Consider the following 24870-nt stretch of genomic DNA (forward strand, 5'->3'; position numbering starts at 1 on the left):
AATAGTTGACTGTGGCTCCAGCAATAGCCGCGACATCCTGGTCACCCGACCATCAAACATAGGTCAACCAATGAGCGTACTTTTCATTAGTTCCATGTACTGCGCAAAAGTAGACCTCTTGAAGCTGCTGAGTGATAGGGCCTCGCGAGCCCGCACCGATTGTCCGACCATCGAGCTCTCGAATAGGTGTTACTTCAGCAGCGGTACCTGTAAAGAACGCCTCATCGCAGCAATACAGTTCGTCGCGAGTGATTCGTTTCTCCCGAATTTCGAAGCCCAAATCCCGAGCAATTAGCATAACCGAGTCACGGGTTATGCCATCAAGGCAAGACGCCAGATCGGGAGTGTAAATAACCCCGTCTCGAACCATGAAAATATTCTCGCCCGCACCCTCACTCACATAACCCTCGGTATCTAGCAATAGCGCCTCGTCAAACCCCAGCGAAGTAACCTCTCGGTTAGCCAGGATGGAGTTGATGTAATAGCCACAAGCTTTTGCACGCACCATGGAAACGTTGACGTGATGGCGGGTGAAAGACGATGTTTTTACTCGAATGCCTTTTTCCATGCCCTCCTCCCCTAAGTAAGATCCCATGGGCCATGCAGCTGTGGCGACATGAATTGTGTTGTTTTTTGCTGCGATACTCAGAAAGTCTGAACCGACCCAAACCAAAGGACGTAGATAGCAAGCGTCGTACTTGTTTGCTCGAATGACTTCTTCGCACGAGTTACGAATAGTTTCTTCATCGAACGGAACTTCCAGCTGAAAAATTTTAGCCGAGTTAAAAAGACGACGAATATGCTCTTTCAGACGAAAGATTGCAGGGCCACGCACAGTTTCGTATGCGCGCATGCCCTCGAACACGCCCATGCCATAATGAAGAGTATGGGTCAAAATGTGAGTTTTGGCCTCCCGCCATTCAACTAACTCGCCATCTTTCCAGATTTTCCCATCACGATCTGACATCGACATTTACAACCTCCAATACAAACAATGAAAACAACAAATACTCATCGATACCACTCGATGTTCAATTCGGTATTATCTTTTTAAGTTGAGAGCATCCAAGGCGTCTGTCGCCCCCTTGGTCAACCAACCTGTATCCGAGTGAAGTGCGATAAAGGTCACGCCCTTTTCCCTGTACTGGCGGGCTTCTTCCACCGAGGTCGCAAAGATTCCTACTGCTTTGGAATGCTTGCGGGCAGCTGTCAAGACTCTCTCTACCGCAGCCTTGACATCATCGTGCCTGGTCTGCCCCAGTAGCCCCATGCTTGCAGACAAATCAGCCGTACCAATAAACAGGCAGTCAACGCCCTCGACTTCAGCTATAGAGTCGACGTTCTCTAGCCCTTCCACTGACTCGATCAGGACAATCGCACAAGCCTGGTTGTTTGCGGATTTGACATAGTTACTGTCCAGCCCATACGCCCCCGCTCTGACCATTCCGGCGACGCCTCTGACACCACTTTGATCTGGTAGTGGGAATAACATCGATGCCACTGCGGCTTGCGCGTCAGCCGCACCGTTAATGTTCGGGAAGACAATAGTCTGTGCCCCACAATCCATGGCGCGCTTGACCAAAGAAGGATCATTGGCGGTTACTCGTACTGCACCTACGGCTCTTGCCCCATTAAAACCCGCCGCATCAATGGCTCTAAGTTGAGCAGCAATATCCTGGGTATCACTAGGGCCGTGCTCGGCATCGATGACTAACCAATCAAAACCGCAATGAGCAATCAGTTCAGCGACCGCAGGGCTCGCGAGCGTCAGCCAACAACCGAGGGTTGGTTTAGCGTTTTTCAAACTGTGCTTGATTGGATTTACAAAGCCCATGGCAGATCTCCTGGCATCGTGATGCGGCGGTAATCGATGGCTCATGTTAGGCAAATACCAGGGGTATTTTTTGCGCATTTTCATTAACAGAAACGACATGCGACAGAACATTCATTCCACTTTTTTGGCATCCGCGAAATCGTCATGCTGATGTTGGTGAAATTCAGTGGAATACCGCCGAAACGGTACTCGCCCAAAACTCACACAGACGTTTTTAGTTAACCGACATGCCAGAACCATTGAGTACATTTGGGTTATTTGTAACGACAGAAATCGTTGAATCGAGAGATCTTGGCAGTGAAGGTCAGATCGACGCACCCGGTCGAGTCGCCAAATTTTACGTCGGGTTAATCACCCATCTGCCACGCTAAAACCACCCACTCCGATCATCTTCCAGTTCCTGGCGGCATTGCTTGAGTTGCGCGCTGTAAATTTCTGACTGCTTTTGCACTTTCTGGGCAACCTGCATCAGCCACGGTTTACTGCGATAGGAATTGCGGCTAAAGCCCCCACGCCCCTCGTGGTAAGCCAGGTACTGATTGTAGGTGTCCCATTGGGAGATACCGAGCTGACGCTGAGTGCCAGTGGCGTACCAGCCGATAAACATGATCGCGTCGTCGAAGCTGTCACGCGAACCACCGTTGCCAGTATCGTCCTTGTACTCACCCCACACCGGATCTTGAGCCTGCGCATAACCGTAAGCCGAACTGACTCGTCCCCAAGGGATCACCCAGAGCAGGTAGTCACGAGGCGGCAATGCGTCCGCCACGTAGCTGCTTTCCTGCTTCATGATCGCCATGGCCACATGCAGAGGCGTTCCATATTCACTCTGCATTTCCAGTGAGTCCTCATACCAGTCGGGATACTCACGGTAAATACTGCAGAGATTGCTTTGATCTTTTGGTGGCATAGTCGTGCAACCTGTCAAAAACATAAACAACAAAGCCAACAACAAAACTTGTCCTTGTTTCATTCATCATCCTCAAAAATAAGGGCATAAGGTGCCCTCCGTTTACTGCAAGGAGCCAGAGTCAGGCAGGTGCAGGCAAAATCGTCAGAAGACATTGATCTTGACCGCGTCACCCTTATTGAGAGATTGCTTTGTAAGTCCCTATTGCAGAGTTAACCAGGGGAATTCTTTGGTCAACCAGCTGCAAAGCCGAATCCTGCAAGGCTTTCATGCTTGAGGTAGTCCTTTTTACGTGGGCATGACTGGGCACTACATTCGCAAGCGTAACGGGGTGAGGGTGATGGCTATCACCCAGAACAGTTAAATCCACGTCGCCTCAGGGCAAGCAGCCCCTACCAAAAGCGCTCGGAGAAATAGGGTCGCTACTATCTCCAAAAATGGGGCATTACACCCACCCAACCGGGCGTTTACCACCTAATTTGAGGAATGGTCCCCTCTTCACCCTTTCTCTCGCTTGAAAGACTCAGAAACAGCCTGTTAATTAATTTGAGCTTTTTCTTCGCCCTATTGAAATGGCTCATTAGTTGCAGCCCCCCTGGTACCCGCAACAGCTGTCGTCCCGGACATCATGGATGACGGCGGGGCTCGCCAGATTCGGCATGACGCGAGGGGTGAAAAATGAAACGCGTGACACCGCCATGCTGCTCCATTGCCTTGCTGCTCAGGTCAAGCCCGCCCTGTGCGATGCTCCTTACCGTCCCCAAGGCCGCGCTGGATGTGCTGACCTTATCACCCGCCAACCAAGGCGCGATTGTCCTGCGCAACGGCGTGTTCGGTGACCGGAACACGCCACGGGCCGACAACGTGCCTCCACCAAACTCGCAGACGCCATTCAAAATCCCCACCAACGGCAAGCCCAGTCCATTTTTCGGGGCTCAGCCGTACACTCGGCAAGTGCTGTTGCTCGAAGAATTCGCCACGGAAAAACTCGACCCGACACTGCCGGCGCCAAAGTCATACGCACTGGCCGTTTTTGTTCACCCTGGTGCTGATGTTCCTCGCTTACATCAGCCTGGCACTGAGCATCTGGCCGAACACCATCCCGCCATCCGCCAGCCTGTGGCCGGCAGTATCACCGGCCTCCAGTCGGCTGTTCGCCCTGATCGGCGCGCTGTTCATCCTGCCGGTGATCCTGATGTACACCTTCTGGGGCTATTACGTGTTCCGCGGAAAAGTGAGAATTGATGATGGCTTCCTCTGATAAATCAATTGCTCGAATCACGAAAAGGCCGATGCCCCTTTATAAGCAGGTCGCTCAGTTGGGCCTAATGTTTATCGCGTTGCTGATGATGCTGGCGTTGTCCGCTGCACTGGCGATGGAGTTGACCCTTGGAGCGCTCTGACAAGTCCGGAAAAAAAAGCAAATCATCCTCTCGGTACCGGCCTTCGGGATGCGATGGGTCTTGCCTACTTGACCGGTCAGCGGGTGACTGACACACGACGTATGGACGCGCGAGACATTCGAGATGGGCAAATTTGGGTGCTACAAGCGAAAACAAACACCAAGCGGCGGATTGGGATCACGGGAGAACTGAAGGTTTTGATTGATCGAATCATGTCCGGAAAGTCAGAACACAAGTGTAGTGGTCTAATGAAACCGGACACCCATTTAGGCGAGAATGCTCGCCAGATAGAGGTGTCTGATGACCAAGCAACGTCGTTCCTTTTCCGCTGAGTTCAAACGCGAGGCCGCAGGCCTCGTGCTCGATCAAGGCTATAGCCATACCGAAGCCTGCCGCTCGCTTGGGGTGGTCGAGTCTGCTTTGCGTCGCTGGGTTAACCAACTCCAGCAGGAGCGCAACGGCCTTACTCCGCAGAGCAAAGCCTTGACGCCTGAGCAGCAGAAAATTCAAGAACTGGAAGCTCGAATCGCTGGCCTTGAGCGGGAGAAATCCATTTTAAAAAAGGCTACCGCGCTCTTGATGTCGGAAGAGCACGAGCGCACACGCTGATTGATCAGTTAAGTGCCCAGGAACCGGTCGATTGGCTTTGCGCGGTCTTTGACATCACTCGTTCGTGTTACTACGCCCATCGCCTCAGTCGCCGATCTCCGGACGTTGAGCGGCTTCGGTTGCGCAGTCGGGTCAACGAACTGTTTACGCAAAGTCGAAGCGCTGCCGGTAGCCGCAGCATCGTGTCGATGATGCAAGAAGACGGCGAGCAAATCGGGCGGTTCAAGGTGCGTGGCCTGATGCGGAACTGGCATTAGTCAGCAAACAACCTGGATCACATGCCTACAAACAAGCGACGGTCGAGCGACCTGATATTCCGAACATCTTGAATCGGGAGTTTGATGTGCCGGCGCCCAATCAAGTCTGGTGTGGCGACATCACCTACATCTGGGCACAGGGGAAATGGCACTACCTGGCGGCCGTCCTGAATCTTTGTGCACGTCGAATTGTGGGCTGGGCGTTGTCGAACAAGCCGGATGCGGATCTGGTCATCAAAGCGCTGGATATGGCTTACGAGCAGCGAGGCAGGCCTCAGGGACTGCTGTTTCACTCGGATCAGGGTTCGCAATATGGCAGCCGACAGTTTCGCCAACGGCTCTGGCGTTACCGCATGCGCCAGAGCATGAGTCGTCGGGGAAACTGCTGGGATAATGCGCCGATGGAACGCGTGTTCCGGAGTTTGAAAACTGAGTGGATACCGACCGTGGGCTACATGACAACCCAAGAAGCGCACCGAGACATCAGCCACTACCTGATGCATCGGTATAACTGGATTCGACCGCACCAATTCAACGGTGGGCTGGCTCCGGCTCAGGCCGAGAAAAAACTTAACGTCGTGTCCGGGATCAGTTGACCACTACAGGTGTAAGCGCGTCTTGGGCTGAAGCGAAACACTGTGCAGCTCGAAAAAACGACATAAAGCCTCCTGGCTAGTTCAGAAAGCCAAATCATACGCACCTACTCACAAACTTCCATCACCCCACTGTCGCATCCGGTCACGGAAGGCGGCGCCTACGATCACGACCCTACGTGCGAAAGCTCTTCGTCAATGATTCGCTCTGCATTCTTCGCAGCGGTTGTCGCAAACTCGTAACAGACCCAGTAGTCCTGCTCTGTTACGGATGCAGATCCCTGCAAGTTCTCCAGGCAGCGCGTTAATGCATGCTTTATCAAGCCATCATTTAGAGCATTGCGGGCTGCCTCTTCACCTTCAACCGCTCGAATGGCAGCTTCGATTTCTTCGATCTGCTCAATCTTTGCCGCCAGCGCGACCTTGGCGAACTCATCTCGTTCGATGATTTTGGTCCAAGAGTGATCAACTATCAGCGTTTTCATTAGTAGCTCCCTGTCTTCCAGGCTCATTCCGGGTTATCAACCAATAGCCCACAAACTCACATCTCGCCACCGCATCCGGTCACGGAAGACGGCGCCACCTGATACACACCGTACCGCCGCACCCTGGGCGGGAGCGGCGCCTAGATCCGAAGGTCGTCAATCATTTGTCTTGCGTCGTTGCTTACATCAATTTTGGCCTGTTCGCGATCCTTCCAAATCTTGTCAGCGTACTTCCGGGGTGGAAGTCCTTCAATTTTGAGCCTTGAGGTGAAGCCGTTCGAATAGGCCTCAAAGTAGATAGTGAACACGCGCCCTTTATGGCTTGAATGAAGCATTGATCTCTCCTTGACCCGGTTCCATGCCGGGCCGAGCACAAATACCCCACTTCAACGAATCACGCCAGCCGGCGGAGATTGGAGGCTAAGGTTGCGAATGAGCAGCAAAGCGTCAGCTCTCGTCTCAACCTTTATGGCCCAGTGCTCGTCACCTACCTTGTGCGAGTCATCAGTGAAGCTGTCGGAAAACTGCGCCTTCAGCATGTCCTTTTTGTACCGCTTCATCTTGATTACTGGCGGACGCCACTGAAAAACCAGTTTTTTCTGAGAAGGCATGATCGAAAAGCACCATTCGCCATTCAGGTCGACAGCAATGGACCGGACCTCTTTCTGTGGCGACACCCGGCAGGTGACCGTTTTTAAACAGGTGAAGTTGCCAACCAATAAAGCGAAGGCCTCTCTTACATCCGTTATCCCGGATGTACTCATAGAACTCAGCGATTCGCTCCGAATCCTCAGCACCTTTCAGCATCATCAATCCTCCACCCTACCCCTCAAACACTGTAGCCGTTTGGCGACGAGGCACACCTATGTCCGTACAGCAGAAGAAACCCCTTTTCCTCCATGGACAGCCAAGCATGGGCCTGCCATTCGAAAAAGAACTGGTAGTTGACCTGTTCGCCGGTGGCGGCGGTGCCAGCACCGGTATTGACTACAGCGGCAAGCGGATCTTCACGCATGATACGGTGTGGGGCGGGAAATGGCGCGGGTTCACCCACGGCGGAACGCTGCGCGACTTGGTCAAAGAGTTCCGCGATTACATCTGCACCGGTGAGCCGCTAAACCCTGGCTATCTCGGACCTGAATGGTTCAATGACAGCAACATCTGGGGTTACGACGAAGCGGGTATGCAGTCAGTTCGCGAGCAGGCCGGCGCCCTTCCAGTGTTCCGCCAGCCAGACGTGGAGGCTCATGAAGCGCATCTACCTCAGCGGCCCCATGACCGGCCTGCCCCACCCCATCTTTCCCGCCTTCGCCGCAATGACCGCCAGCCTGCACGCCGATGGCCACACCGTCACCAACCACGCCGAACTCAACCCTGACGGCGGCTCCTGGAATGACTGCATGCGGCGCGACATCGCCGCCCTGGTGTACTGCGACACGGTGGCCACGCTCCCGGGTTGGGAGCATTCAAAGGGCGCCTGCCTCGAAGTGCTGATCGCTGAACGCCTCGGCATGACGGTTGTGAATCCCAATGATCTGGTATCGATGGGGTGACTGTCGGTCTCACCTTTTGTCGTAAGTCGATTGACTGACAGGGACCTTTGGAGCCCAGTAATCAGCTGGCTCAACCTGATCAGAAGAGAAACACCATGTCGAAGATAACGGTGATATGCGGTGACTTTCTGGCAGGTGATGCTGAATTTCAATCTGGACTGTTCATTTTAAAATCCGCAGTAAAGCCTTCTCTTGAAATAAAGATACCCATTTCAAAACTAGAAACTTTAGAAACAGCAACCGAGGAAATAGTTAATAAGAAAGGGAGCGTTATTCGATGGAGTCTGGCTGGAGCATTGCTTTTAGGTCCGATTGGACTAGTTGCGGGCTGGTGGCTATGTGATAAAGAAAAGGAAATAACTTTCTACGCAAAATTCAAAGATGGCCGCAGCCTTCTTGCCACAACTGATATCAGCACTTACTCCAAACTCTCCGCATCTCCCCACAAGTAACACCACTTCCCCCTTCAAAGCCAGCCGCTATAGCGACAAAGACGAAGTCATACCTGAAGAAATCGTTTTGATCCAGCCAGCCCCTGTCGTCCGCGATAAGAATGGCAAGTCCCGGCATAGGACGCCCCATGCCCACAGAAAACCAAACCTGTTGCGCCGCCATAGGATGAGCGCACGACGGTGATGAAGCCGGTCATCAGCGCCGTGCAACATGCCCTTCGCCAGATCGAAGCAAGAACTTCTATCTAATCTGAAGTTACCGACTTTCTAGAACGATTCCGCAGGCTGGTAGATCTCTCTTCTGCATCCCGATGTAGCAAGGAAACGTTGTAATCGTAGGTCGATATCAATGGCACAGGCTCCGCATTCCGGGACATATCAAGCCATCGCCTTGTGCGTTCGATGTCGAAGGATTCCTTCTTGAACTTCATCTTCGCAACAAGGTTCGCTGAAACCCTGAAGTGTCCACAACCAGCTGAGCATTTGACCTCTGACCAGTCTCCAGGCGCTTGAACAATCCTGGCGGCAGCCTGACAGATTAAGCACTTCATATTCGATCTCCATATCAGTGACCTATCAACTGTAGCCGATCATCGGCGAAGGAAATCCCCATGCCCACAGAAAACCGATTCACCCGGTTTCACCCGGACCCGCAAGACGCTGATTAGCATCAGCGCAACAGCCGCCGACTTGGCGCCTTCAGCAAACGAACTGCCACCTCCACTCACCCACCTTCTGCCGCCACCCGCGGCATGGAGACGCTTATGAACATTCAGTTTCTTTCCCACACGGAGGTCTGCGAGCTTACCGGCGCGCGGAACAAGGCAGGCCAGATCCTCAACCTGAAGAAGAACGGCGTCAGGCACACCATTAAGGTGAATGGCTGGCCAAGTGTCACGGCGATGGCCGTGACCGCGGTCGGTATGTTTGAGCCAGAGAAACCCGCATGGACACCACGCAAGGCTAGCTGACATGGGACGACGACCAAGCAAACCCGGATCAGTCGCCCGGCTGAGAGAGCGCAAGAAAGCCAGCGGCCGGGTTTTCTATTATTACGACACCGGCGGCAAGGACCGCAAAGAAATTCCGCTGGGCAGCGATTACGGTCTGGCGATCATGGAGTACGCGAAACTCGAGCGTGATCGCACCGCCACCGACCTGGTGGCCAAGGTGATCACCTTCCGTTACGTGGCCGAAAAGTATTTGGTCGACGTGGTGCCATCAAAGAAACCAGCAACGCAAAAAGACAACGTCAGGGAGTTGAAAAACCTGATGTCATTCTTCGACGACCCGCCGGCCCCGCTCGAAACAATCCAGCCCCTGCACGTCCGCCAATACCTGACCTGGCGCAAGGCCGCGCCAGTGCGCGCCAACAGGGAGAAGGCCCTGCTCAGTGCAATCTGGAACTTCGCCCGGGATATCGGCTATACCGCGCTCGCCAACCCTTGCGCAGGAATCAAGGGAAACAAGGAGACGGGGCGGGACATCTACATTGAGGACGCACTGTTCAAGCGCGTGTACGAGAAAGCTGACGCCGGTCTACGGGATGCGATGGACCTTGCCTATTTGACTGGCCAACGGGTGACCGACACTCGATTGATGGATGAGCGCGACGTCCGAGAGGGTCAGATATGGGTGCTGCAGGGCAAGACAAACGCCAAGCGCCGAATCGAAATCACTGGGGAGCTGAAGGTTTTGATTGATCGAATCATGTCCCGAAAGTCAGAACACAAGGTCCGCTCAACGCGACTGATCGTTACCGAGGATGGCACACCAATGTCGATGGCGATGTTGCGGGGAAGGTTTGACTTGGCCAGAGAAGCAGCCGGGGTTGCAAAATCCGAGTTCCAGATGCGCGATTTGCGCGCTAAAGCCGGCACGGACAAGGCGGAGTCAAGCGGCGATATTTTGCAGGCCAGAGATCAACTGGGGCATACGACCGTCGTAATGACCGAGCAGTACATCCGCAATCGAAAAGGGAAAAAGGTATCTCCAACGAAGTGAATTGCGGACCAGATCAATAATTGCGGACCAGAAACGAACAAGAGTTTGCTCAGCTTTCGCTCGCAAACCCTTGATTTTAAATGGTGCCGAAGCCGGAATCGAACCGTTCTCTATGTCGCTGAAAATAAAGAAATATTCTCAGTTCGAAATTTTCTCTACCTCTATGCATACCCTCAACATACGAGCTGCCTCGGTTTTGAGAACCCCAGGGGCTTTGTTGTCAATTGAGTCTATCGGCGAGACAAAGGACGACCCGAGTAAGAGGTCAACGCCAGTACTGCAATTAAGCGGCCGAGTGATGCTGAGTGCTGAGGGCAGCGTCTCGGGACTCGCAGCTTATGCCGGTTTCAGGAGCGGGCCCGCAAGCGGCGAGTGCGGAATGCCCCCCACCCGCTGCCGAACGCAGCTTTAAGGAACGCCCAGAATCCACTTTCGTTGGGGCGAGGTTCGCCACCTTTGGCAATGCGTTTGAGTTGTCCGGTGTACCAGAGGACTTCCATAATCCCCATGCGATCCACGGCCTTGATGCCGGTATTGATTGGTCGCACCTGTTGATTGCTGTCGCTCCCCTTCAGCAATGCCGCTGGGGCATCCGGATCAATGGCCAGCAGTCGTGCCAGACCGACCACATCTAGTGATCCGGAGCGCAGTGCCTCGTTCATCCCAGCCGCAGTGCGAAAACCGCCTGTGACCATCAAGGGCACTTGCACGTTAGCTCGAACCTTCGCGGCGAACTCTAAGAAGTAGGCTTCGCGCGCTACGGTAGAGCCTTTTTTCGGCTCATGCATCGCACCACTCATGGCTGGAGCCTCGTAGGTGCCGCCGGATATCTCGATCAAATCAATACCAGCGTCGATCAGCGCGCGGATAGTTTCCATCGACTCCTCTTCAGTGAAGCCACCACGCTGGAAATCAGCCGAGTTGAGTTTAATCCCCACCGGAAAGTCCGCTCCGACCTGGCGTCGAATTTCGGCGTAGACGGCCAGCACAAAACGGCGACGCTTCTCCGGTGTGCCACCCCATTCGTCTTCGCGCCGATTGTGATGGGGTGAGAGAAACTGATTGATTAGGTAGCCGTGTGCTCCGTGGATTTCCACGCCGCCGAATCCAGCTTTTTTGCAGATGGCAGCACTCCGCCCGAAGCGCTCGATGATGTCTTGGATCTCGGCAACAGTGGCTTCACGTGGGGTTTCGAAAAAGGCAGCCATATCCTCTCGGAACGGAACAGCCGATGGAGCAAGGTTGCTGGCGTTCAGCCCCTTTGTCGATTGTTTGCCAGGGTGGTTGAGTTGCACCCAGATCGCCGCCCCCTGGTCGGTAGCAACCTTCGCCCACTGTCGCAGTACCGGCAGATCTTTCTCGTCCTCAATGACGACATTGCCCGGTTCGCCAAGGGCGCGACGGTCAATCATCACATTCCCCGTAATGATAAGTCCCAGACCGGAAGCTGCCCAGCGACGGTAGAGTTCGACCAGCCCTAGGGTGGGACGGTTATCGTAAGTGCCGAGCGTCTCGCTCATCGATGCCTTGGCCAGTCGATTGCGCAGCATGCTTCCGTTGGGCAGTTGCAGGGATTGGTTCAGCAGGTTTGTTTCAGCTTTCATCTGGTGTTCCCACAAGGCTGGAATGAGGAAGAGCAGCAAGCAATGTGTCCGGTAAGTTTTCCGGATTGAATTCGAGCACTTGAAACAGTTGCTCGAAGGTTTCGAGCTGTGTGTGCGGTAGATGAGCCCGACCTTCGCGCAACGCATCTGCCGGCGAAATTTGTCGTAGGGCCAGCGCCATGAAGGTATTCAGATCGCAGTGGATGACCACATCGGCCGCTGGGGCATAACCTGAGCGCGCGAGTATCTCGCTGTCATCCACGCGTATATGGAAGACTTCCTCGCCCACGTGAAACTCGTATGTGGCGCGTAATCCAGTGCTTGCATCGGAGCGGCCAATGCCCGTGAGGCTGAGGGCTATGAGTTCAGCGCGTGCAGTCGCGGGATCGATGCGTTCGTCCACTGGCAAGCTCAGCCCCCAGAGTCCTAGCGTGAGCAGTGGTTTACGCAACTGCTCCCCCAACTCCGTTAGTTCGTAGGCGGCAATTGGCTCTGTAGCAGGCTTGGCGATTCCGTTGTCTACCAGCACCTTCAGGCGTGCGGACAACCGGTTAGTCCCCATTGCAGGCAATACCGCCAACAGCTCTTTGAACCGCTTTGGGCCCAATAGCAGTTCGCGGAGCACCAAAAGCGTCCAGCGCTCGCCTAGCACATCGAGGCTTCTGGCAATCGGACAAAGCTGCCCATAGGTCTTGTTTAGCATTTTGTCTGGCGCCACCGTCGTTAAAAAGCAGTGCGGTCATAGGGAGCGACCACTTTGGGTGGCTGCAGGTAAGCAGTCAGTCCCTGGAAAAACATTACCTTGAGGAAATCACCGCTGATAACCAACTCCTCGCTACCCAGCCCTCTGAGGAACGCTGCCTGGCTGTCCTTGGCCGAGAGAATTGCAAAACCCTTATCGGCGTCTTTAAATTTCAAAGTGAAGCGCGGATTGTCGGCCAGGCCGGCAACGGAGCGGATGGCGCCGTTTCGGATGACGAAATAGCGGCCGATACCAGCATCGGTACGGATCTGGAACACAAGATCCTCGCCTGCGATGTAGCGGGCGCAATTGGGGTTTATCCTGACCTGCCGTTTCAGCAGTTGAGTGAACATCCACAATAGAAATTTGAACTTGATCATGGTGACAACCTTGAGTCGGTGGATCGGGGTTGACGTTATTCGCTGAGAAACCTGGCGGCGTGATAGAGAAAGCGCTCCGGGTACTGGAACTGAGCGCCGTGCCCGGCGTCCGGATAAATAAATAACTGCGCGTTCGGCAGATTGCGCGCCATGTAGAACGAGTTGATGGTCGGAATCATTACGTCGTTCACGCCATTAAGGATAAACGTCGGTTGCTTGATTTGACGTAAGTAGGCAAACGGATCCTCTTCGGACACCCTCGGCAGATACAGCATGTTTGCCTCGATCTGCGCTGATGCAACCTCCTGCGAAGTAGGCGGATCCTGATCCTCGCGTTGATGCCGGCGCTCCCAGAATTCGCTTGCAGCTCGCTTTGCCACCTCGGAGCGGCCAAAAAACAGGTACTCAAAGTCTTCGTAGGTCGGAACTGGACGCGGCGCGGTCGTCAGCACCTTAGGCTCCATGTCCGGGTTGCCTCCACGCGGGCCTGTACCCAATAGCATCAGCTTACGAACAAGTGTGGGATGTCGCCATGTCAGATCCAACGCCTGGAAGCCGCCAAGTGAGAAGCCCAATACATCGATTTTCTCCAGGCCCAAGACATGTACGAAGGCGGCGGCATCATCAGCCATGTCTTCAATACGACGACGTGGCTGGCCGGAGGAAGAGGCCACGCCACGACCATTAAAGAGGATCACTTCCCGGCCCTGGGCCAAGCCGTCGGTCATCAGCGGATCCCAGTGATCCATGCCACCGCGAAAGTGCTGAAGCATCAGCAGCGGCGGCTGTTCGGTGGCCGTATTTCCCCACCTGCGGTAGGCGAAGCGGTCGCCATCGATCTCGCTGAAGCGAGTTTGGGCAGTCTGATGCGTATCGGTCATGTCTTTCCTCACGAGCGGTTTCGGATTCTGAGGCTGGAGCAATTCTAGCCTGTGATCGTCGGTATTTACTATACAATAAATATAGCATTAATGAAATACGAATCGTATAGTGGATTCGTGACTGGGCCTTGCTCTGCTTTTGCAGGCCATGACCTCTCCAAAAAAATAAAAATGGGAGCGTAACGTGGAACTGGTTTTCGACTTTGACTTCATCGTCATAGGCTCGGGCTTCGGCGGCAGCGTTTCGGCGCACCGGCTGACGGAGAAGGGCTACCGTGTTGGCGTGATGGAAATGGGGCGCCGTTGGCGTGCCGAGGACTTTCCGAAAAGCAACTGGGATCTGCGTAGATGGATGTGGATGCCTGCGCTGAAAATGTTCGGCTTCTACAACATGCGGATGTTTCGACACGTGGTCGTCGCAAGCGGCAATGCGGTCGGCGGAGGCTCCATCACCTACGCCAACGCACTGCTGAGGCCTTCCGATAAGGTATGGGACGAGGGCTCATGGGCAGGTCTGGCAGATTGGAAGAGCATCATGCCAAGGCACTATGCAGAGGCCGAGAGAATGCTGGGAGTGACTGAGGGCAAAATCCTGGGAGAAGCGGATTTGCGTCTTAAAAGGATGGCGGAGCTAAATGGCGTCGCCCACACCTTTCACGCACCCAATGTTGGTACCTTCTTCGCTCCAGAGGGCGAGGTCGCGGGCAAAACCTATCCCGATCCGTACTTCGGCGGTGAAGGCCCTGAGCGAGGCAGTTGCGTGGGCTGCGGCGGCTGCATGATGGGCTGCCGGCACAATGCCAAGAACACACTCGACAAGAACTACCTGTTTTTGGCTGAGAAGCACGGAGCTCAAGTCTTTGCGGAAACTCAAGTCGTAGACGTCCGACCGTTGAATGGCAAGGTGGACGGCAGCGATGGCTACGAGATCCACACGCAATGTTCGACTTCCTGGTTCCGCAAGAGTAAGCGGGTCCTCCGCGCCCGAGGCGTGGTGTTCGCGGCATCCTCGTTAGGGACGATGGAGTTGCTGTTCCGGCTCAGGGAGAAAGGCTCTCTGCCTAGTATCAGTCAGGATCTGGGTAAACGGATACGCACCAATGCCGAGTCACTTATCGGCGTCCGCTTCCCTTCCACAGATAAAAGTATGTCGCCAGGCTTGGCGGGCGGGGCCAGTATCTACTTGGACGAGCATACTCATATAGGTGTCGTACGCTATCCGGAAGGGTCAGATGCCATAGGGCTGATGATGACGCTGATGAGCGGTGGTCGCCCTGGCTGGAGGCGAATTGGTACTTGGATACTGACATTACTCAGGCACCCGATGCAGGCCCTACGGGTACACAACCCCAGAGGCTTCGCACGGGAAAACATGTTGTTGCTTGTGATGCAAACGGTCGATGCTCATATCAATATGCGTCTTAAACGTCGCTGGTACTGGCCGTTTGGAAGCCGTCTAGTGACAGAAGGCGGCCCAATTCCTACGTTCATCCCGCAAGCGAATGCCTTCGTCGAGAAGGGTGCCAAGGCACTAGGTGGTATAGCGACCACCTTCCTCAGCGAAATTCTGTTCAACATTCCAACAACCGCGCATTGCATGGGCGGTTGCGCCATGGCGGAATCCGACGGCCATGGTGTCATGGACGCGCAAAATAGAGTGTTTGGATATCGCAACCTCCTGATCTGCGACGGATCAATGCTCAGTGCCAACCTTGGCGTGAACCCAAGTCTGACGATCACTGCACTAGCGGAACACGCGATGTCGTACATACCAGTGAAAGGGAAACCTCAAATCGAAACTCGGATTGCGATGACCCAATTGGAATAACGGGTTGCTTTACGGGCGAACGCGCTCGGCAACTAGAGCAGAACCGTTGCGCCACGTGGATGCGGCGACCAAGACTCTGGTAAGCGTCTCGAATTGCAGAGGCCGATTAGCGACTGCGTTTGCGCTGGTTTTGCCAGGGGTACAACTATCCTTGTCCAAAAGTCATACAGGACGACGCGAATTACGCCTTCTACAGAACCCTTCTAAAAAAGCCGTAAGAGAACTTTTAAATCGATAAAAAACCACATCAAGACAGAACCAGATTGGTCATATTAAAGAACTGCCATCCTTCGCGGGAAACGGCACCATCGCCTAAGCATAAAAACAAAAATGGGTCATTCAATGAATACAAAAAAAACAGTTGAACCTTCAACTGGCGTGACACCTCACCCCTGCCCTGACGTCCAATCTAAACTTAAAACAAACTCAGACCTTACCCCGCGTAGTTCAATACTCTTCGGGGCGACTCTACTACTAACACTAGGGACTCCATCTGCTTCATGGGCAAATGGACTTGCGCTCAACGAACAAAGCGCTAGTGCTGCGGGGACTGCTTATGCTGGCCGCTCTTCGTCAGCAATAGACGCAAGCACCGTGTATGGTAATCCAGCGGGTTTAAGTAAAATCAAAAAAATAGAGGTCAGCGGCGGACTGGCATTAATTGACGCAAACGTTAACATAAGCGATGCAAGAAGTACTGCCCCAGGTACCACTGACGGCAACTCAGTACCTCTTACAGCTATTCCTTTTGGATACTTCTCCTCGCCAATCGACGATCGCTTTACCGCTGGCATTGGTCTGTATGCGTCATACGGCCTCGTTAATGATTATGAGAGTTCCTTCCAAGGTCGCTACCATGGCTCCTACAGCAAGGTTCAGGTTAAAACATTGCACCCTGCTGTCTCGTACCGCTTAAACGATCAAGTAGCTATTGGCATTGGCACCACATTCAATCGTATTGAGAACAACATCCAGTCCTATTTAGCCACAGGAGCTTTGAATGATGGAAAGGACACACAGCTTACTGTAAAAAGCAATGGCACTGCCATTGGCTATAACGTTGGCCTGATGATTGACATGAACGAATCAACCACATGGGGATTAACTTACCACTCAAAACTTGACTTCCATGCTGATGGCCACACTAAAATAAGCGACAGTCCCGGCGCACTTGGCCTCGATGGAAAATATAACAACAAGATGGATGTGACACTACCAGAGTCAGTGGATACATCGTTCACTCATCGCTTTGATGAGCGCTGGACTGGTTACGCAGGTGCTATCTGGACTCGGTGGAGTCGAATCCAGAGGATTGAAGCAATCAATAGTGGATTACCCTCCCTAGGCCAACAGTTAGGATTCGGAACCGTTGGAGACGACTTTAAACTTCATAATACTGTGTCGACAGCTATTGGCGTCTCGTACCAACTCTCTTCGCAGTGGCTACTTCGCAGTGGCTTGGCTTCTGATCCTTCGCCGGCCCGCAACTCCGACCGAAGCGTGCGACTTCCAGTAGGAAACCGAAAAGCCTTGGCTTTTGGTGCTGCTTACTCACCCAACTCTGATCTGACTATCGATATAGCCTATACCTATCTATGGGAGTCAACCACATCTGTTAATCAAACCGATACAAACGGTATACAACCTGGATTTAGCGCTAAATACAACAATAGCGCACACATTATAGCAGCACAGCTAACACATCGATTTTGACGTCCCTTTGGCGTGGCATCTTGAATGATGCCATCATCATTCTTGCTGACTAAGAGGGCGTTGCGCGTTTCTTATAAAGGAACATGAATCGCCCCAGTACTTAAGCCACTCGGATATCCCGACTGGAAAAATTCGGATGATGCAATGCCAAACTCTTCGACTTGAACCCTGAAATCTTCAGAAACAGAAGGAACCCATAGCGACATGAGGGCATAAATCTACTAATAGGCATATCTGAGTCGGTACTAAAAGCGATCGTCTCAATAGCCGAGGCACCAAAGTCACCCCTGTCGACGATACAAGGAAAAATCCTGACTCGACACTCAGATTATAACATTGTCTCGGCACACCATTTTTTCATAGTGGCTTTTCAAGTCGCCGATAATGGCAAGGCGCCCCACAAACTCGACTAGATCACAAAACTATAGCAATAACACCACACGGCAAGTGTTTTGATTTTAGTCATCCTTTCCCCAACTCAGCTAATTAATAAGATTGTGAAATGAGGTCTGAAAATGAGAAACAGCAAAGCACAGGCGCGGAAAAATCGGGTACGCGTTGTTGAGTCAGCTTCAGTGCTGTTCCGCGAGCGCGGCTATGACGGTATCGGGGTTAAGGAATTGATGGCGGGGGTCGGACTCACTCATGGAGGATTTTACAACCAATTCAGCTCAAAGTCGACACTGATGATCGAAGCTACGTCGTTTGCTCTTTCCCAAATGACTGCTGACTCCAATGCGAGTGACTTCATCAATTACTACGTTTCCCGTGCTCACCGTGACTCAGTCGGCCAAGGGTGCGCGATCGCTGCGCTCGGTGGCGATGCTGCTCGTCGACATATAGAAATCAAGTCCGTATTTGAGACTGGCATAGAGAAGCTAATATCAGGCTTGAGTTCCGGGCTATCCGCTAACGAGCAAAAGGAAGCCCGTGCCAAGGCAGTTTCATTGTTGGCACAAGCGGTCGGAGCCATTGTACTGTCGCGGGCCTGCCCAGATGATGCGCTGCTAGCCGACGAAATCCTGGACAGCTGTAAGCTGTCGCTCGCCATTTAGTTAGCGCCTAGAAGCATGTGTTTCGCCCGCAAGAGCCCTAATTGTTGGCACCGATGCCGAATTGACCCAGTTGCCGAGATGTCACTGACCCAGTCTGTTCCTCTCGAACCATTGCCCATGCGAGATTTGTGCAGATTTTGAGGTGGGTCAGTCTTGCTTCAGCACGTGGGTCAATTCGGCGTCGGCGTCAACAGGACGTGTCAGCGCAGAGGCAAATTGACCAGCTTAGAACTCTCGAAATGAGCGCGATACGTTTATGCTGCGCCCTTAGAGAAGTGGAATGCTGTAGCTTACAAATACCCGGTTCTGATCTTGATCACGGGCGGCTTCGCTGTTGGATTTACCGTTACGCCAGCCAAAGCCAACACCTTTGAGCGCTCCCGACTGAAGGACGTAGTCCAGAAAGATATCCCTTTCCCATTCTTTCTGATTGTCGCCGGATCTCGTCTTGATATTGTCCCCGGAGACGTACATGACCGAGGCTTTCAGGCCTGGGACACCCAGGGCGGCAAAGTCATAGGCGTATTGACCGAATGATGTACGCTCCCCTGCACGGGTGAAGCTCTGGATCAGTCGGTCTGTATACAGGTACAAGCTGCTGCCTCCGGCGCCTTTATCTACCAAGCTACCTTGGTTGAGCTGGGTGAAGCTGCTACCGTCCGAAACGCTTTGGTAGCCCGCAGTTATCGCATGGCCGCCAAGGGTGTATATCAATGCTGCGCTCCAGAGACGGTTGTCGATCACGCCATCACCGTTTTTGGTGTAGCCACTGATTCTGTAACCCGATGTACCGGAGCTGTTTTCACCTGACGAGTCAGTTTTGAAGTAGCGCAGGTCGGTTTTCAGGGATTGGTTGTCCGAGAACGCAAGCRTGTGAATCAGTCCGAAAAACTGCTGGTTATAGTAGTTCTCGAGATGGGCATAGTAGTACTGAGCCGTCAGATCCTTGGTGACTTTCCAGTCGCCCCCGACGAAGTCGAATTGGTTGCTTTCACGCGTACCGCCCATAGCTGCCAGCCCTGTCTGATCAGTTGAACCGCGACCTGTTGCATGTTCAATTCGCCCACCCGTCAGGGTCAGATCCTTGAACTCGCTCGAGGTGATTTGGCCGCCCTCGAAGGTTTGTGGAAGCACCCGTCCATCGTTGGCGACCAGAATCGGAAGTTTCGGAATCAAGGTGCCGTAGCGCAGTTCGGTCTTCGACATTTTGACTTTTCCGGTCAGCCCCAGCCGGCTCCACTCGTCGACGGCGCGGTTGTCACTGTCCGAGGGAATCATAGAGCTCCCGACGTGTCGTCCCTTGCCAGTATCCAGGGTAATGCCCAGCAACCCCAGGGTATCAACACCAAAACCAACGGCGCCATCGGTATATCCCGACTTGAAGTCCAACATGAAACCCTGCGCCCACTCCTCGGTTTTCGAAGGGGCAGCGGTGCCATCACGGTTGTCGTTATTGAAGTAGAAATTCCTCATTCCCAAGGTAGCTTTGCTATCACTTAGGAAGTCAGCAAACGCCTGGCCACTTAGGGCAATGCTGCCAAACACCAAAGTTGCAGAAATTTTCTTTACGTTCACTTATAACGCTCCGATTTTTTTTATAATTTGTAAGTAACAGAAGCACCAAGGAAATCTTCCAAGCCAACGCAACACACACGAATCCCACACAGAGTTCGCTCACGCGAACACATCAACTTAATATGCGCACTGGGAGTTCCCTCCATCGCATCTACTGGTGCAATCCACCTTTCTGACTCCAGATGGATTTTGGGCTTTTTTTATCCAGGCAAACTTCCCCTTGAGTCGCTTACAACATCCATATATGAAAATTGTGCGCGAGAAGTGATGGCCGCGACCAATAGTAGTTTTTATTACTGCTCGGCACTGCAGGCACCTTTCACTTCTTTGCAGCGCGCACAACTACTCACTACCTAATTAGTAACGCCGTGCGAGCTATATCTACGACCCAAATGTATGTCGACGATGCGATGGTAGTTTTTCGTGGGCCTATGAGTGGAAATTAGTTTCTATAATTTCATCCATACCCAACAATTCAGCTACCCCTAGGAGCGAGTTGAACACGCCCTAGCAGTTTGAAGCTAAACGGACAATTGCATCGCGACTGCCTGCTTGATCTCGAAGTAAAAACTTCTGGATTTTCCCAGTTGCGGTTTTTGGCAACTCCGTAAAGATCACTCTGCGAGGGCATTTGAATCGAGCAAGACGGGTCTGGCAGAACACAATTATTTCTGCCTCGGTGGGAGGTTCAATACCACTTTTTAGTTCAACAAACGCGCATGGGACTTCCCCCCATTTGTCATCAGGCTGAGCGACGACTGCGGCATGTAAAACAGCTGGATGACAGTGGATGGTTTCTTCGATCTCTACGGACGAGATATTCTCCCCTCCGGAAATAATGACGTCCTTGCAACGGTCGGTAATTTGTACATAACCGTTGGGATGCACAACTGCTACATCACCAGTATGAAACCAGCCGCCTTCAAAGGCTTTTCGGGTTGCGCTTTCATTCTTCAGATAACCCATCATCACGGTGTTGCCCTTGAGCAGCAGCTCACCAGTTGTTTGGCCGTCTTTTGGTACTGGCTGCATAGTTTCGGAGTCAGCGACCATTAAGCCTTCGAAGGCTGCCGCACGAGCCCCTTGGCGTACACGGAAAGCGCCTTGCTCACTCGGTGTTAAATCGTCCCAGCCGTCTTGCCATACGCAGCTAATCGGGGTGCCGGAAACTTCAGTAATCCCATAAACGTGGTCAACGTCGAAGCCTCGTGAGACTACGGCGTTGAGTACGGTGGCCGGAGGTGGGGAACCAGCAGTCAGCACTCGAACCGGAGTTTTAAGCGGAGGACAGTCTGCGGCGTTCGCAATCATGGCCATAACAATAGGCGCCGCACAGAAGTGATCGACACCATAGTTATCTATCGACTCAAATACCGTCTCTGCGGAAACTTTTCTCAGGCACACGTGCGTGCCGGCCGCCGCAGTGATAGCCCACGTAAAGCACCATCCGTTAGCGTGAAACATAGGGAGTGTCCACAGGTAACGAGGAGCCCGAGAAAGCGGCCAGTTAGTCATCTGCAGCATGCTCATGAGGTATGTGCCGCGATGGCTAGCGACGACACCCTTTGGATCGCCGGTTGTACCTGAGGTGTAATTGAGCGCTATCGGCTGCCACTCATCGCTAGGCCATACCCCTTCGAAATCTGGACTACCGCTGCCAATGAAGGTTTCGTAATCGATGTCTCCAATGCTTTTGCAAATGGGCGCCAGGTGGTCATTGATGTCGATGACCAACGGACGGTGCTCCAGGAGCTCAAGAGCGGCATCAGCCAGTGCAGCAAACTCTCGATCCACCAAGAGGAGCTTGCATTCCCCATGACGAAGTATGAATGCCACTCCTTCAGCATCCAGGCGGTAGTTAACTGTATTCAGTACCGCGCCGCAGAGGGGTATCCCAAAATGCGCTTCAAGCATGGCAGGGGTATTGGGAGAAAGAATTGAAATGGTGTCTCCCGCACCCATGCCTTTTTCGGATAGTGCTGAGGCTAGTCGATAGCACCGTTCGCGAGTTTCACTCCAGGTTCTGCGAAGTTCTCCATGAACTACAGCTATCCGATCCGGGTGCACAAGTGCTGCGCGATCTAGAAATCCAAGTGGAGTCAGGGGCAAATAGTTTGCCTTGCAGTGATCAAGCCCATTCTCATAAGCACCAGGTTTCATGGTGTTGTCTCCTTATTATTGTGATGAAAAGTAGAAAACGCGCTCACCGGCTCCCGATCAGTAACCAGGGTGTTCTCAATACTGGTTTCGTCGGCGTATCCAAGACTCATTCCGCAAACCAGCATTTGATCAGTGGGGATCGCAAGAGCTTCCGAAATAACGTGGTGATATTTCAAAAAGGCTGCTTGTGGGCAGGTGTGCAACTTCCTCCCTCGCGCTGCCACCATCACGGCCTGCAGAAACATTCCGTAGTCAAGGAGACTCCCTTCCTTTAGCACTCGATCAATGGTGAAGATCAAGCCGACTGGTGCATCAAAGAAATGGTAATTGCGACCGTGTTGCACATGCATCCGCTGCTTGTCACCCTTTGCAATCCCCAGCAGTCCATAGAGTTCCCAACCTACTTTCCGTCTCCGATCCACGTATGGCGAAGTCCATTCGCGTGGGTAATATTCGTATGCGTCTTCAAGGTTGTTGCTGAGTGACGGATTGTTGTCAATTTCCGCAATGGCGCATGAAAGACGAGCCTTTGCTTCTCCAGTGACAACATGGACACGCCAAGGCTGCATGTTCACTCCCGTTGCGCAGAATCGAGCGATATCAAGGATCGATTCAATTTCTTCGCGTGGCACAGGAGTGGGCAAAAAAGCCCGAATGCTGCGTCGTGAAGCTATCGCCCAATCAACCGTTTGGCTAAGCAGTTCAGACGATACTGGCGGTTGGGATAAGCGATTCACTTTCATGCGTTAGAGTCCACGGATTCAGTTACAGGCGGATGCATCATGGTATTAGCTAGACAGGGCTGTAGCCTTTCTGTAAGCGTCCAGCCAACACACCTTCCGAACTCCAGCGTTAAGGGCGATGGTGTCCGCGTATTTTTAAGCGGACGCGATCGCCCTTAACGTCAGGATTTCCATGCGCCAACGAAGCTCTTACCCGAAACCGTTCAAAGCCCAGGTTGTTCAGGAATGTCTGCAACCGGGCGCAACCCTATCCAGCGTTGCCATCAGCCACGGCATCAATGCCAACGTTATCCGCAAGTGGCTACCGCTTTATCGAGATCAGCTACCAGCGGCGTTGCCGGCTTTCGTTCCGTTGAAAGCTACGCCTAAACGGCAGGTGGAAGCGTTGGCGACCATTGAGTTGCCGCTTGGCGAGCAATCGATCACAGTGAAATGGCCAACGTCCGATCCTGAAGGCTGCGCCCGCTTTGTCCGTGGACTCACTCAATGATTCGCATCGACGCCATCTGGCTTGCCACCGAGCCCATGGACATGCGTGCCGGTACTGAAACGGCGCTGGCCAGGGTGATCGCGGTGTTCGGTGCGGCGAAGCCGCACTGTGCTTATCTGTTCGCCAACCGCCGCGCCACTCGTATGAAAGTGCTGGTGCATGACGGGATTGGCGTCTGGCTGGCTGCTCGCCGGTTGAACCAAGGCAAGTTTCACTGGCCCGGTATTCGGAATGGCTGCGAGATGGAGCTGGATACCGAGCAACTTCAGGCCTTGGTGCTCGGTCTGCCTTGGCAGCGCGTTGGGGCGGGCGGTGCAATCACACTGCTTTAACGCCCGCCATTAGCCCATTGGTCTATCGCCGCAAACGGCTTGCTCTGGCAAAATTCGCGGCATGACTTCATCGCCCAATCTCGACCAAATGTCCCCAGACCAACTGCGTGCCCTCGCGGCGCAGTTGCTGTCCCAGGTTGATTCTCTCGGGCAGCAGGTCGACCGGATGGGCAAGAAGAACGACCGCGACCAAACCATCATCGAGCAGCTCACCCACGAAATCGCCTGGTTCAAACGTAACAAGTTTGCCAAGCGCAGCGAGCAACTGAGCCCTGCCCAAGGCAGCCTGCTCGACGACCTGCTCGACACCGACATCGCGGCCATCGAAGCCGAGCTGAAGGCGCTGAATCCGCCGGCTGCGCCGGCCGAACCACGCAAGCAGCCCAAGCGTGTTTCCTTGCCAGCGCAGTTTCCGCGTACCGTGATTTATCACGAACCCGACACCACCCAGTGCGCCTGCGGCTGCCAGCTCCAGCGCATCGGCGAAGACGTCAGCGAGAAGCTGGATTACATCCCGGGCGTGTTCACCGTCGAGCAGCATGTGCGCGGGAAATGGGTCTGCCGCAAATGTGAAACGCTGAGTCAGGCTCCGGTTCCGGCCCAGGTCATCGACAAGGGCATCCCGACCGCAGGGCTGCTGGCTCACGTGATGGTGGCCAAGTTCGCCGACCATTTGCCGCTGTATCGGCAAGAGAAAATCTTTGGCCGCGCCGGCCTGGCTATCGCCCGCTCGACCCTGGCGCAATGGGTCGGCCAAACCGGTGTGCAGCTCCAGCCCTTGGTCGATGCGCTGCGCGAAACAGTGCTTGCTCAAGGTGTGATCCACGCTGACGAAACGCCGGTACAGATGCTCGCGCCGGGCGAGAAGAAAACCCACCGTGCTTACGTCTGGGCCTACTGCACCACGCCTTTTTCGGCGCTCAAGGCAGTGGTGTACGACTTCAGCCCGAGCCGGGCGGGCGAACATGCACGCAATTTTCTTGGCCAGTGGAATGGCAAGCTGGTTTGCGATGATTTTGCCGGTTATGTTGCGGCCTGAGTTATGTTGCGGGGGTAAGGGGCGCCGCCTCCCAATCGGGAGTCCGGCGCAAAAAGTGGCACATAAATTCATGCTACAACCCCCGCATGAACGCCATGAGAGATGCTGAATTCGGTCGCAGGCGCACAGCCTTAGGCACATTTGTCACGTCCAAACATGCAAGCGCCTTGGCCTTCATTTCGAGATCGACTTCCGCGTAGATGTGGGTTGTGTCCAAGGAGACATGCC

General features: G+C 53.6%; 22 protein-coding genes and 5 pseudogenes. 14 read left to right on the plus strand and 13 right to left on the minus strand.

Going from position 1 to position 24870, the window contains the following annotated elements; all coding sequences use genetic code 11:
- Positions 1 to 52: 52 nt before the first annotated feature.
- From AC1DVE_RS26450 to AC1DVE_RS26460, 3 genes are all read right to left on the minus strand, one after another.
- Positions 53 to 973: a branched-chain amino acid transaminase gene (locus tag AC1DVE_RS26450; protein WP_223460665.1), complete on the minus strand. Its 921-nt coding sequence runs from the start codon at positions 971 to 973 to the stop codon at positions 53 to 55.
- 69 nt (positions 974 to 1042) lie between these two features.
- The gene (locus tag AC1DVE_RS26455; RefSeq protein ID WP_223460667.1) at positions 1043 to 1933 is read right to left on the minus strand and encodes an HpcH/HpaI aldolase family protein; all 891 of its coding nucleotides are present in this window, start codon (positions 1931 to 1933) and stop codon (positions 1043 to 1045) included.
- 268 nt (positions 1934 to 2201) lie between these two features.
- Positions 2202 to 2807 carry a transglycosylase SLT domain-containing protein gene (locus tag AC1DVE_RS26460; RefSeq protein WP_223460669.1) on the minus strand — a complete coding sequence of 202 codons (606 nt, stop codon included), beginning with the start codon at positions 2805 to 2807 and terminating at the stop codon, positions 2202 to 2204.
- Between the two features lie 615 nt (positions 2808 to 3422).
- Here AC1DVE_RS26460 and AC1DVE_RS26465 point away from each other — a divergent pair.
- From AC1DVE_RS26465 to AC1DVE_RS26480, 4 pseudogenes are all read left to right on the plus strand, one after another.
- Positions 3423 to 3755, plus strand: a pseudogene (locus tag AC1DVE_RS26465) (hypothetical protein); the annotation flags it as partial.
- Positions 3751 to 4005: pseudogene (locus AC1DVE_RS26470) on the plus strand (cytochrome d ubiquinol oxidase subunit II); the annotation flags it as partial. The pseudogenes AC1DVE_RS26465 and AC1DVE_RS26470, both read left to right, overlap by 5 nt.
- Positions 4006 to 4182: 177 nt before the next feature.
- Positions 4183 to 4383: pseudogene (locus AC1DVE_RS26475) on the plus strand (tyrosine-type recombinase/integrase); the annotation flags it as partial.
- Between the two features lie 64 nt (positions 4384 to 4447).
- Positions 4448 to 5606 (plus strand): annotated as a pseudogene (locus AC1DVE_RS26480) (transposase); the annotation flags it as partial.
- A gap of 167 nt (positions 5607 to 5773) precedes the next feature.
- On the opposite strand, the gene AC1DVE_RS26485 reads toward AC1DVE_RS26480, so the two are convergent.
- The 3 genes from AC1DVE_RS26485 to AC1DVE_RS26495 form a co-directional block, all read right to left on the minus strand.
- Positions 5774 to 6091: a hypothetical protein gene (locus AC1DVE_RS26485; protein WP_223460671.1), complete on the minus strand. Its 318-nt coding sequence runs from the start codon at positions 6089 to 6091 to the stop codon at positions 5774 to 5776.
- A gap of 504 nt (positions 6092 to 6595) precedes the next feature.
- Positions 6596 to 6901, minus strand: a complete 306-nt coding sequence (locus AC1DVE_RS26490; RefSeq protein WP_477784327.1) for a hypothetical protein — start codon at positions 6899 to 6901, stop codon at positions 6596 to 6598.
- 19 nt (positions 6902 to 6920) lie between these two features.
- Entirely contained in the window at positions 6921 to 7106 is a 186-nt protein-coding gene (locus tag AC1DVE_RS26495) for a hypothetical protein (protein ID WP_223460677.1), read from the minus strand.
- Between the two features lie 232 nt (positions 7107 to 7338).
- Here AC1DVE_RS26495 and AC1DVE_RS26500 point away from each other — a divergent pair, with 232 nt between their 5' ends.
- From AC1DVE_RS26500 to AC1DVE_RS26515, 4 genes are all read left to right on the plus strand, one after another.
- Positions 7339 to 7644 (plus strand): DUF4406 domain-containing protein, encoded by a 306-nt coding sequence (locus AC1DVE_RS26500; protein ID WP_223460679.1) that lies wholly within the window; start codon positions 7339 to 7341, stop codon positions 7642 to 7644.
- Between the two features lie 95 nt (positions 7645 to 7739).
- Positions 7740 to 8096, plus strand: a complete 357-nt coding sequence (locus AC1DVE_RS26505; protein ID WP_223460681.1) for a hypothetical protein — start codon at positions 7740 to 7742, stop codon at positions 8094 to 8096.
- A 764-nt stretch (positions 8097 to 8860) separates the two neighbouring features.
- The gene (locus tag AC1DVE_RS26510) at positions 8861 to 9067 is read left to right on the plus strand and encodes a DUF4224 domain-containing protein (RefSeq protein WP_223531539.1); all 207 of its coding nucleotides are present in this window, start codon (positions 8861 to 8863) and stop codon (positions 9065 to 9067) included.
- 1 nt (position 9068) lies between these two features.
- A complete protein-coding gene (locus tag AC1DVE_RS26515; protein WP_223531540.1) occupies positions 9069 to 10100 on the plus strand; it encodes a tyrosine-type recombinase/integrase in 1032 nt (343 codons plus the stop codon).
- A 347-nt stretch (positions 10101 to 10447) separates the two neighbouring features.
- Here the strand turns inward: AC1DVE_RS26515 and AC1DVE_RS26520 are convergent, their stop codons facing one another.
- The 4 genes from AC1DVE_RS26520 to AC1DVE_RS26535 are packed head-to-tail and all read right to left on the minus strand — an operon-like array spanning position 10448 to position 13707.
- On the minus strand, positions 10448 to 11704 hold the full coding sequence (locus AC1DVE_RS26520) for an NADH:flavin oxidoreductase/NADH oxidase family protein (RefSeq protein ID WP_477784328.1): 1257 nt from the start codon (positions 11702 to 11704) through the stop codon (positions 10448 to 10450).
- Positions 11694 to 12407 carry a winged helix-turn-helix transcriptional regulator gene (locus tag AC1DVE_RS26525; RefSeq protein WP_477784329.1) on the minus strand — a complete coding sequence of 238 codons (714 nt, stop codon included), beginning with the start codon at positions 12405 to 12407 and terminating at the stop codon, positions 11694 to 11696. The genes AC1DVE_RS26520 and AC1DVE_RS26525 overlap by 11 nt, the downstream gene beginning before the upstream one ends.
- A 20-nt stretch (positions 12408 to 12427) precedes the next feature.
- Positions 12428 to 12826, minus strand: a complete 399-nt coding sequence (locus tag AC1DVE_RS26530) for a helicase (RefSeq protein ID WP_477784330.1) — start codon at positions 12824 to 12826, stop codon at positions 12428 to 12430.
- Positions 12827 to 12861: 35 nt separating this feature from the next.
- Positions 12862 to 13707, minus strand: coding sequence for an alpha/beta fold hydrolase (locus AC1DVE_RS26535; RefSeq protein ID WP_477784331.1), 846 nt, complete (start codon positions 13705 to 13707; stop codon positions 12862 to 12864).
- Between the two features lie 184 nt (positions 13708 to 13891).
- On the opposite strand from AC1DVE_RS26535, the gene AC1DVE_RS26540 reads away from it, so the two are divergent.
- The 3 genes from AC1DVE_RS26540 (at position 13892) to AC1DVE_RS26550 (ending at position 18303) form a co-directional block, all read left to right on the plus strand.
- A complete protein-coding gene (locus AC1DVE_RS26540) occupies positions 13892 to 15535 on the plus strand; it encodes a GMC oxidoreductase (RefSeq protein WP_477784332.1) in 1644 nt (547 codons plus the stop codon).
- Positions 15536 to 15877: 342 nt separating this feature from the next.
- Positions 15878 to 17248, plus strand: a complete 1371-nt coding sequence (locus tag AC1DVE_RS26545) for an outer membrane protein transport protein (protein WP_477784333.1) — start codon at positions 15878 to 15880, stop codon at positions 17246 to 17248.
- Between the two features lie 515 nt (positions 17249 to 17763).
- The gene (locus AC1DVE_RS26550; protein WP_477784334.1) at positions 17764 to 18303 is read left to right on the plus strand and encodes a TetR/AcrR family transcriptional regulator; all 540 of its coding nucleotides are present in this window, start codon (positions 17764 to 17766) and stop codon (positions 18301 to 18303) included.
- Positions 18304 to 18570: 267 nt separating this feature from the next.
- Here the strand turns inward: AC1DVE_RS26550 and AC1DVE_RS26555 are convergent, their stop codons facing one another.
- From AC1DVE_RS26555 to AC1DVE_RS26565, 3 genes are all read right to left on the minus strand, one after another.
- A complete protein-coding gene (locus tag AC1DVE_RS26555; protein WP_477784335.1) occupies positions 18571 to 19878 on the minus strand; it encodes an OprD family porin in 1308 nt (435 codons plus the stop codon).
- Positions 19879 to 20385: 507 nt separating this feature from the next.
- Positions 20386 to 22038: an AMP-binding protein gene (locus AC1DVE_RS26560; RefSeq protein WP_477784336.1), complete on the minus strand. Its 1653-nt coding sequence runs from the start codon at positions 22036 to 22038 to the stop codon at positions 20386 to 20388.
- Entirely contained in the window at positions 22035 to 22781 is a 747-nt protein-coding gene (locus AC1DVE_RS26565; RefSeq protein ID WP_477784337.1) for a nitroreductase, read from the minus strand. Before AC1DVE_RS26565 ends, AC1DVE_RS26560 begins: the two co-directional genes overlap by 4 nt.
- Before the next feature lie 172 nt (positions 22782 to 22953).
- On the opposite strand from AC1DVE_RS26565, the gene tnpA reads away from it, so the two are divergent.
- From tnpA to tnpC, 3 genes and pseudogenes are all read left to right on the plus strand, one after another.
- Entirely contained in the window at positions 22954 to 23271 is a 318-nt protein-coding gene (gene tnpA / locus AC1DVE_RS26570) for an IS66-like element accessory protein TnpA (protein ID WP_256453176.1), read from the plus strand.
- A complete protein-coding gene (gene tnpB, locus AC1DVE_RS26575; RefSeq protein WP_256453175.1) occupies positions 23268 to 23603 on the plus strand; it encodes an IS66 family insertion sequence element accessory protein TnpB in 336 nt (111 codons plus the stop codon). Before tnpA ends, tnpB begins: the two co-directional genes overlap by 4 nt.
- 61 nt (positions 23604 to 23664) lie before the next feature.
- Positions 23665 to 24639: pseudogene (tnpC, locus tag AC1DVE_RS26580) on the plus strand (IS66 family transposase); the annotation flags it as partial.
- Positions 24640 to 24870: the final 231 nt, after the last annotated feature.

This window comes from Pseudomonas sp. P4_B4 (assembly GCF_056402255.1).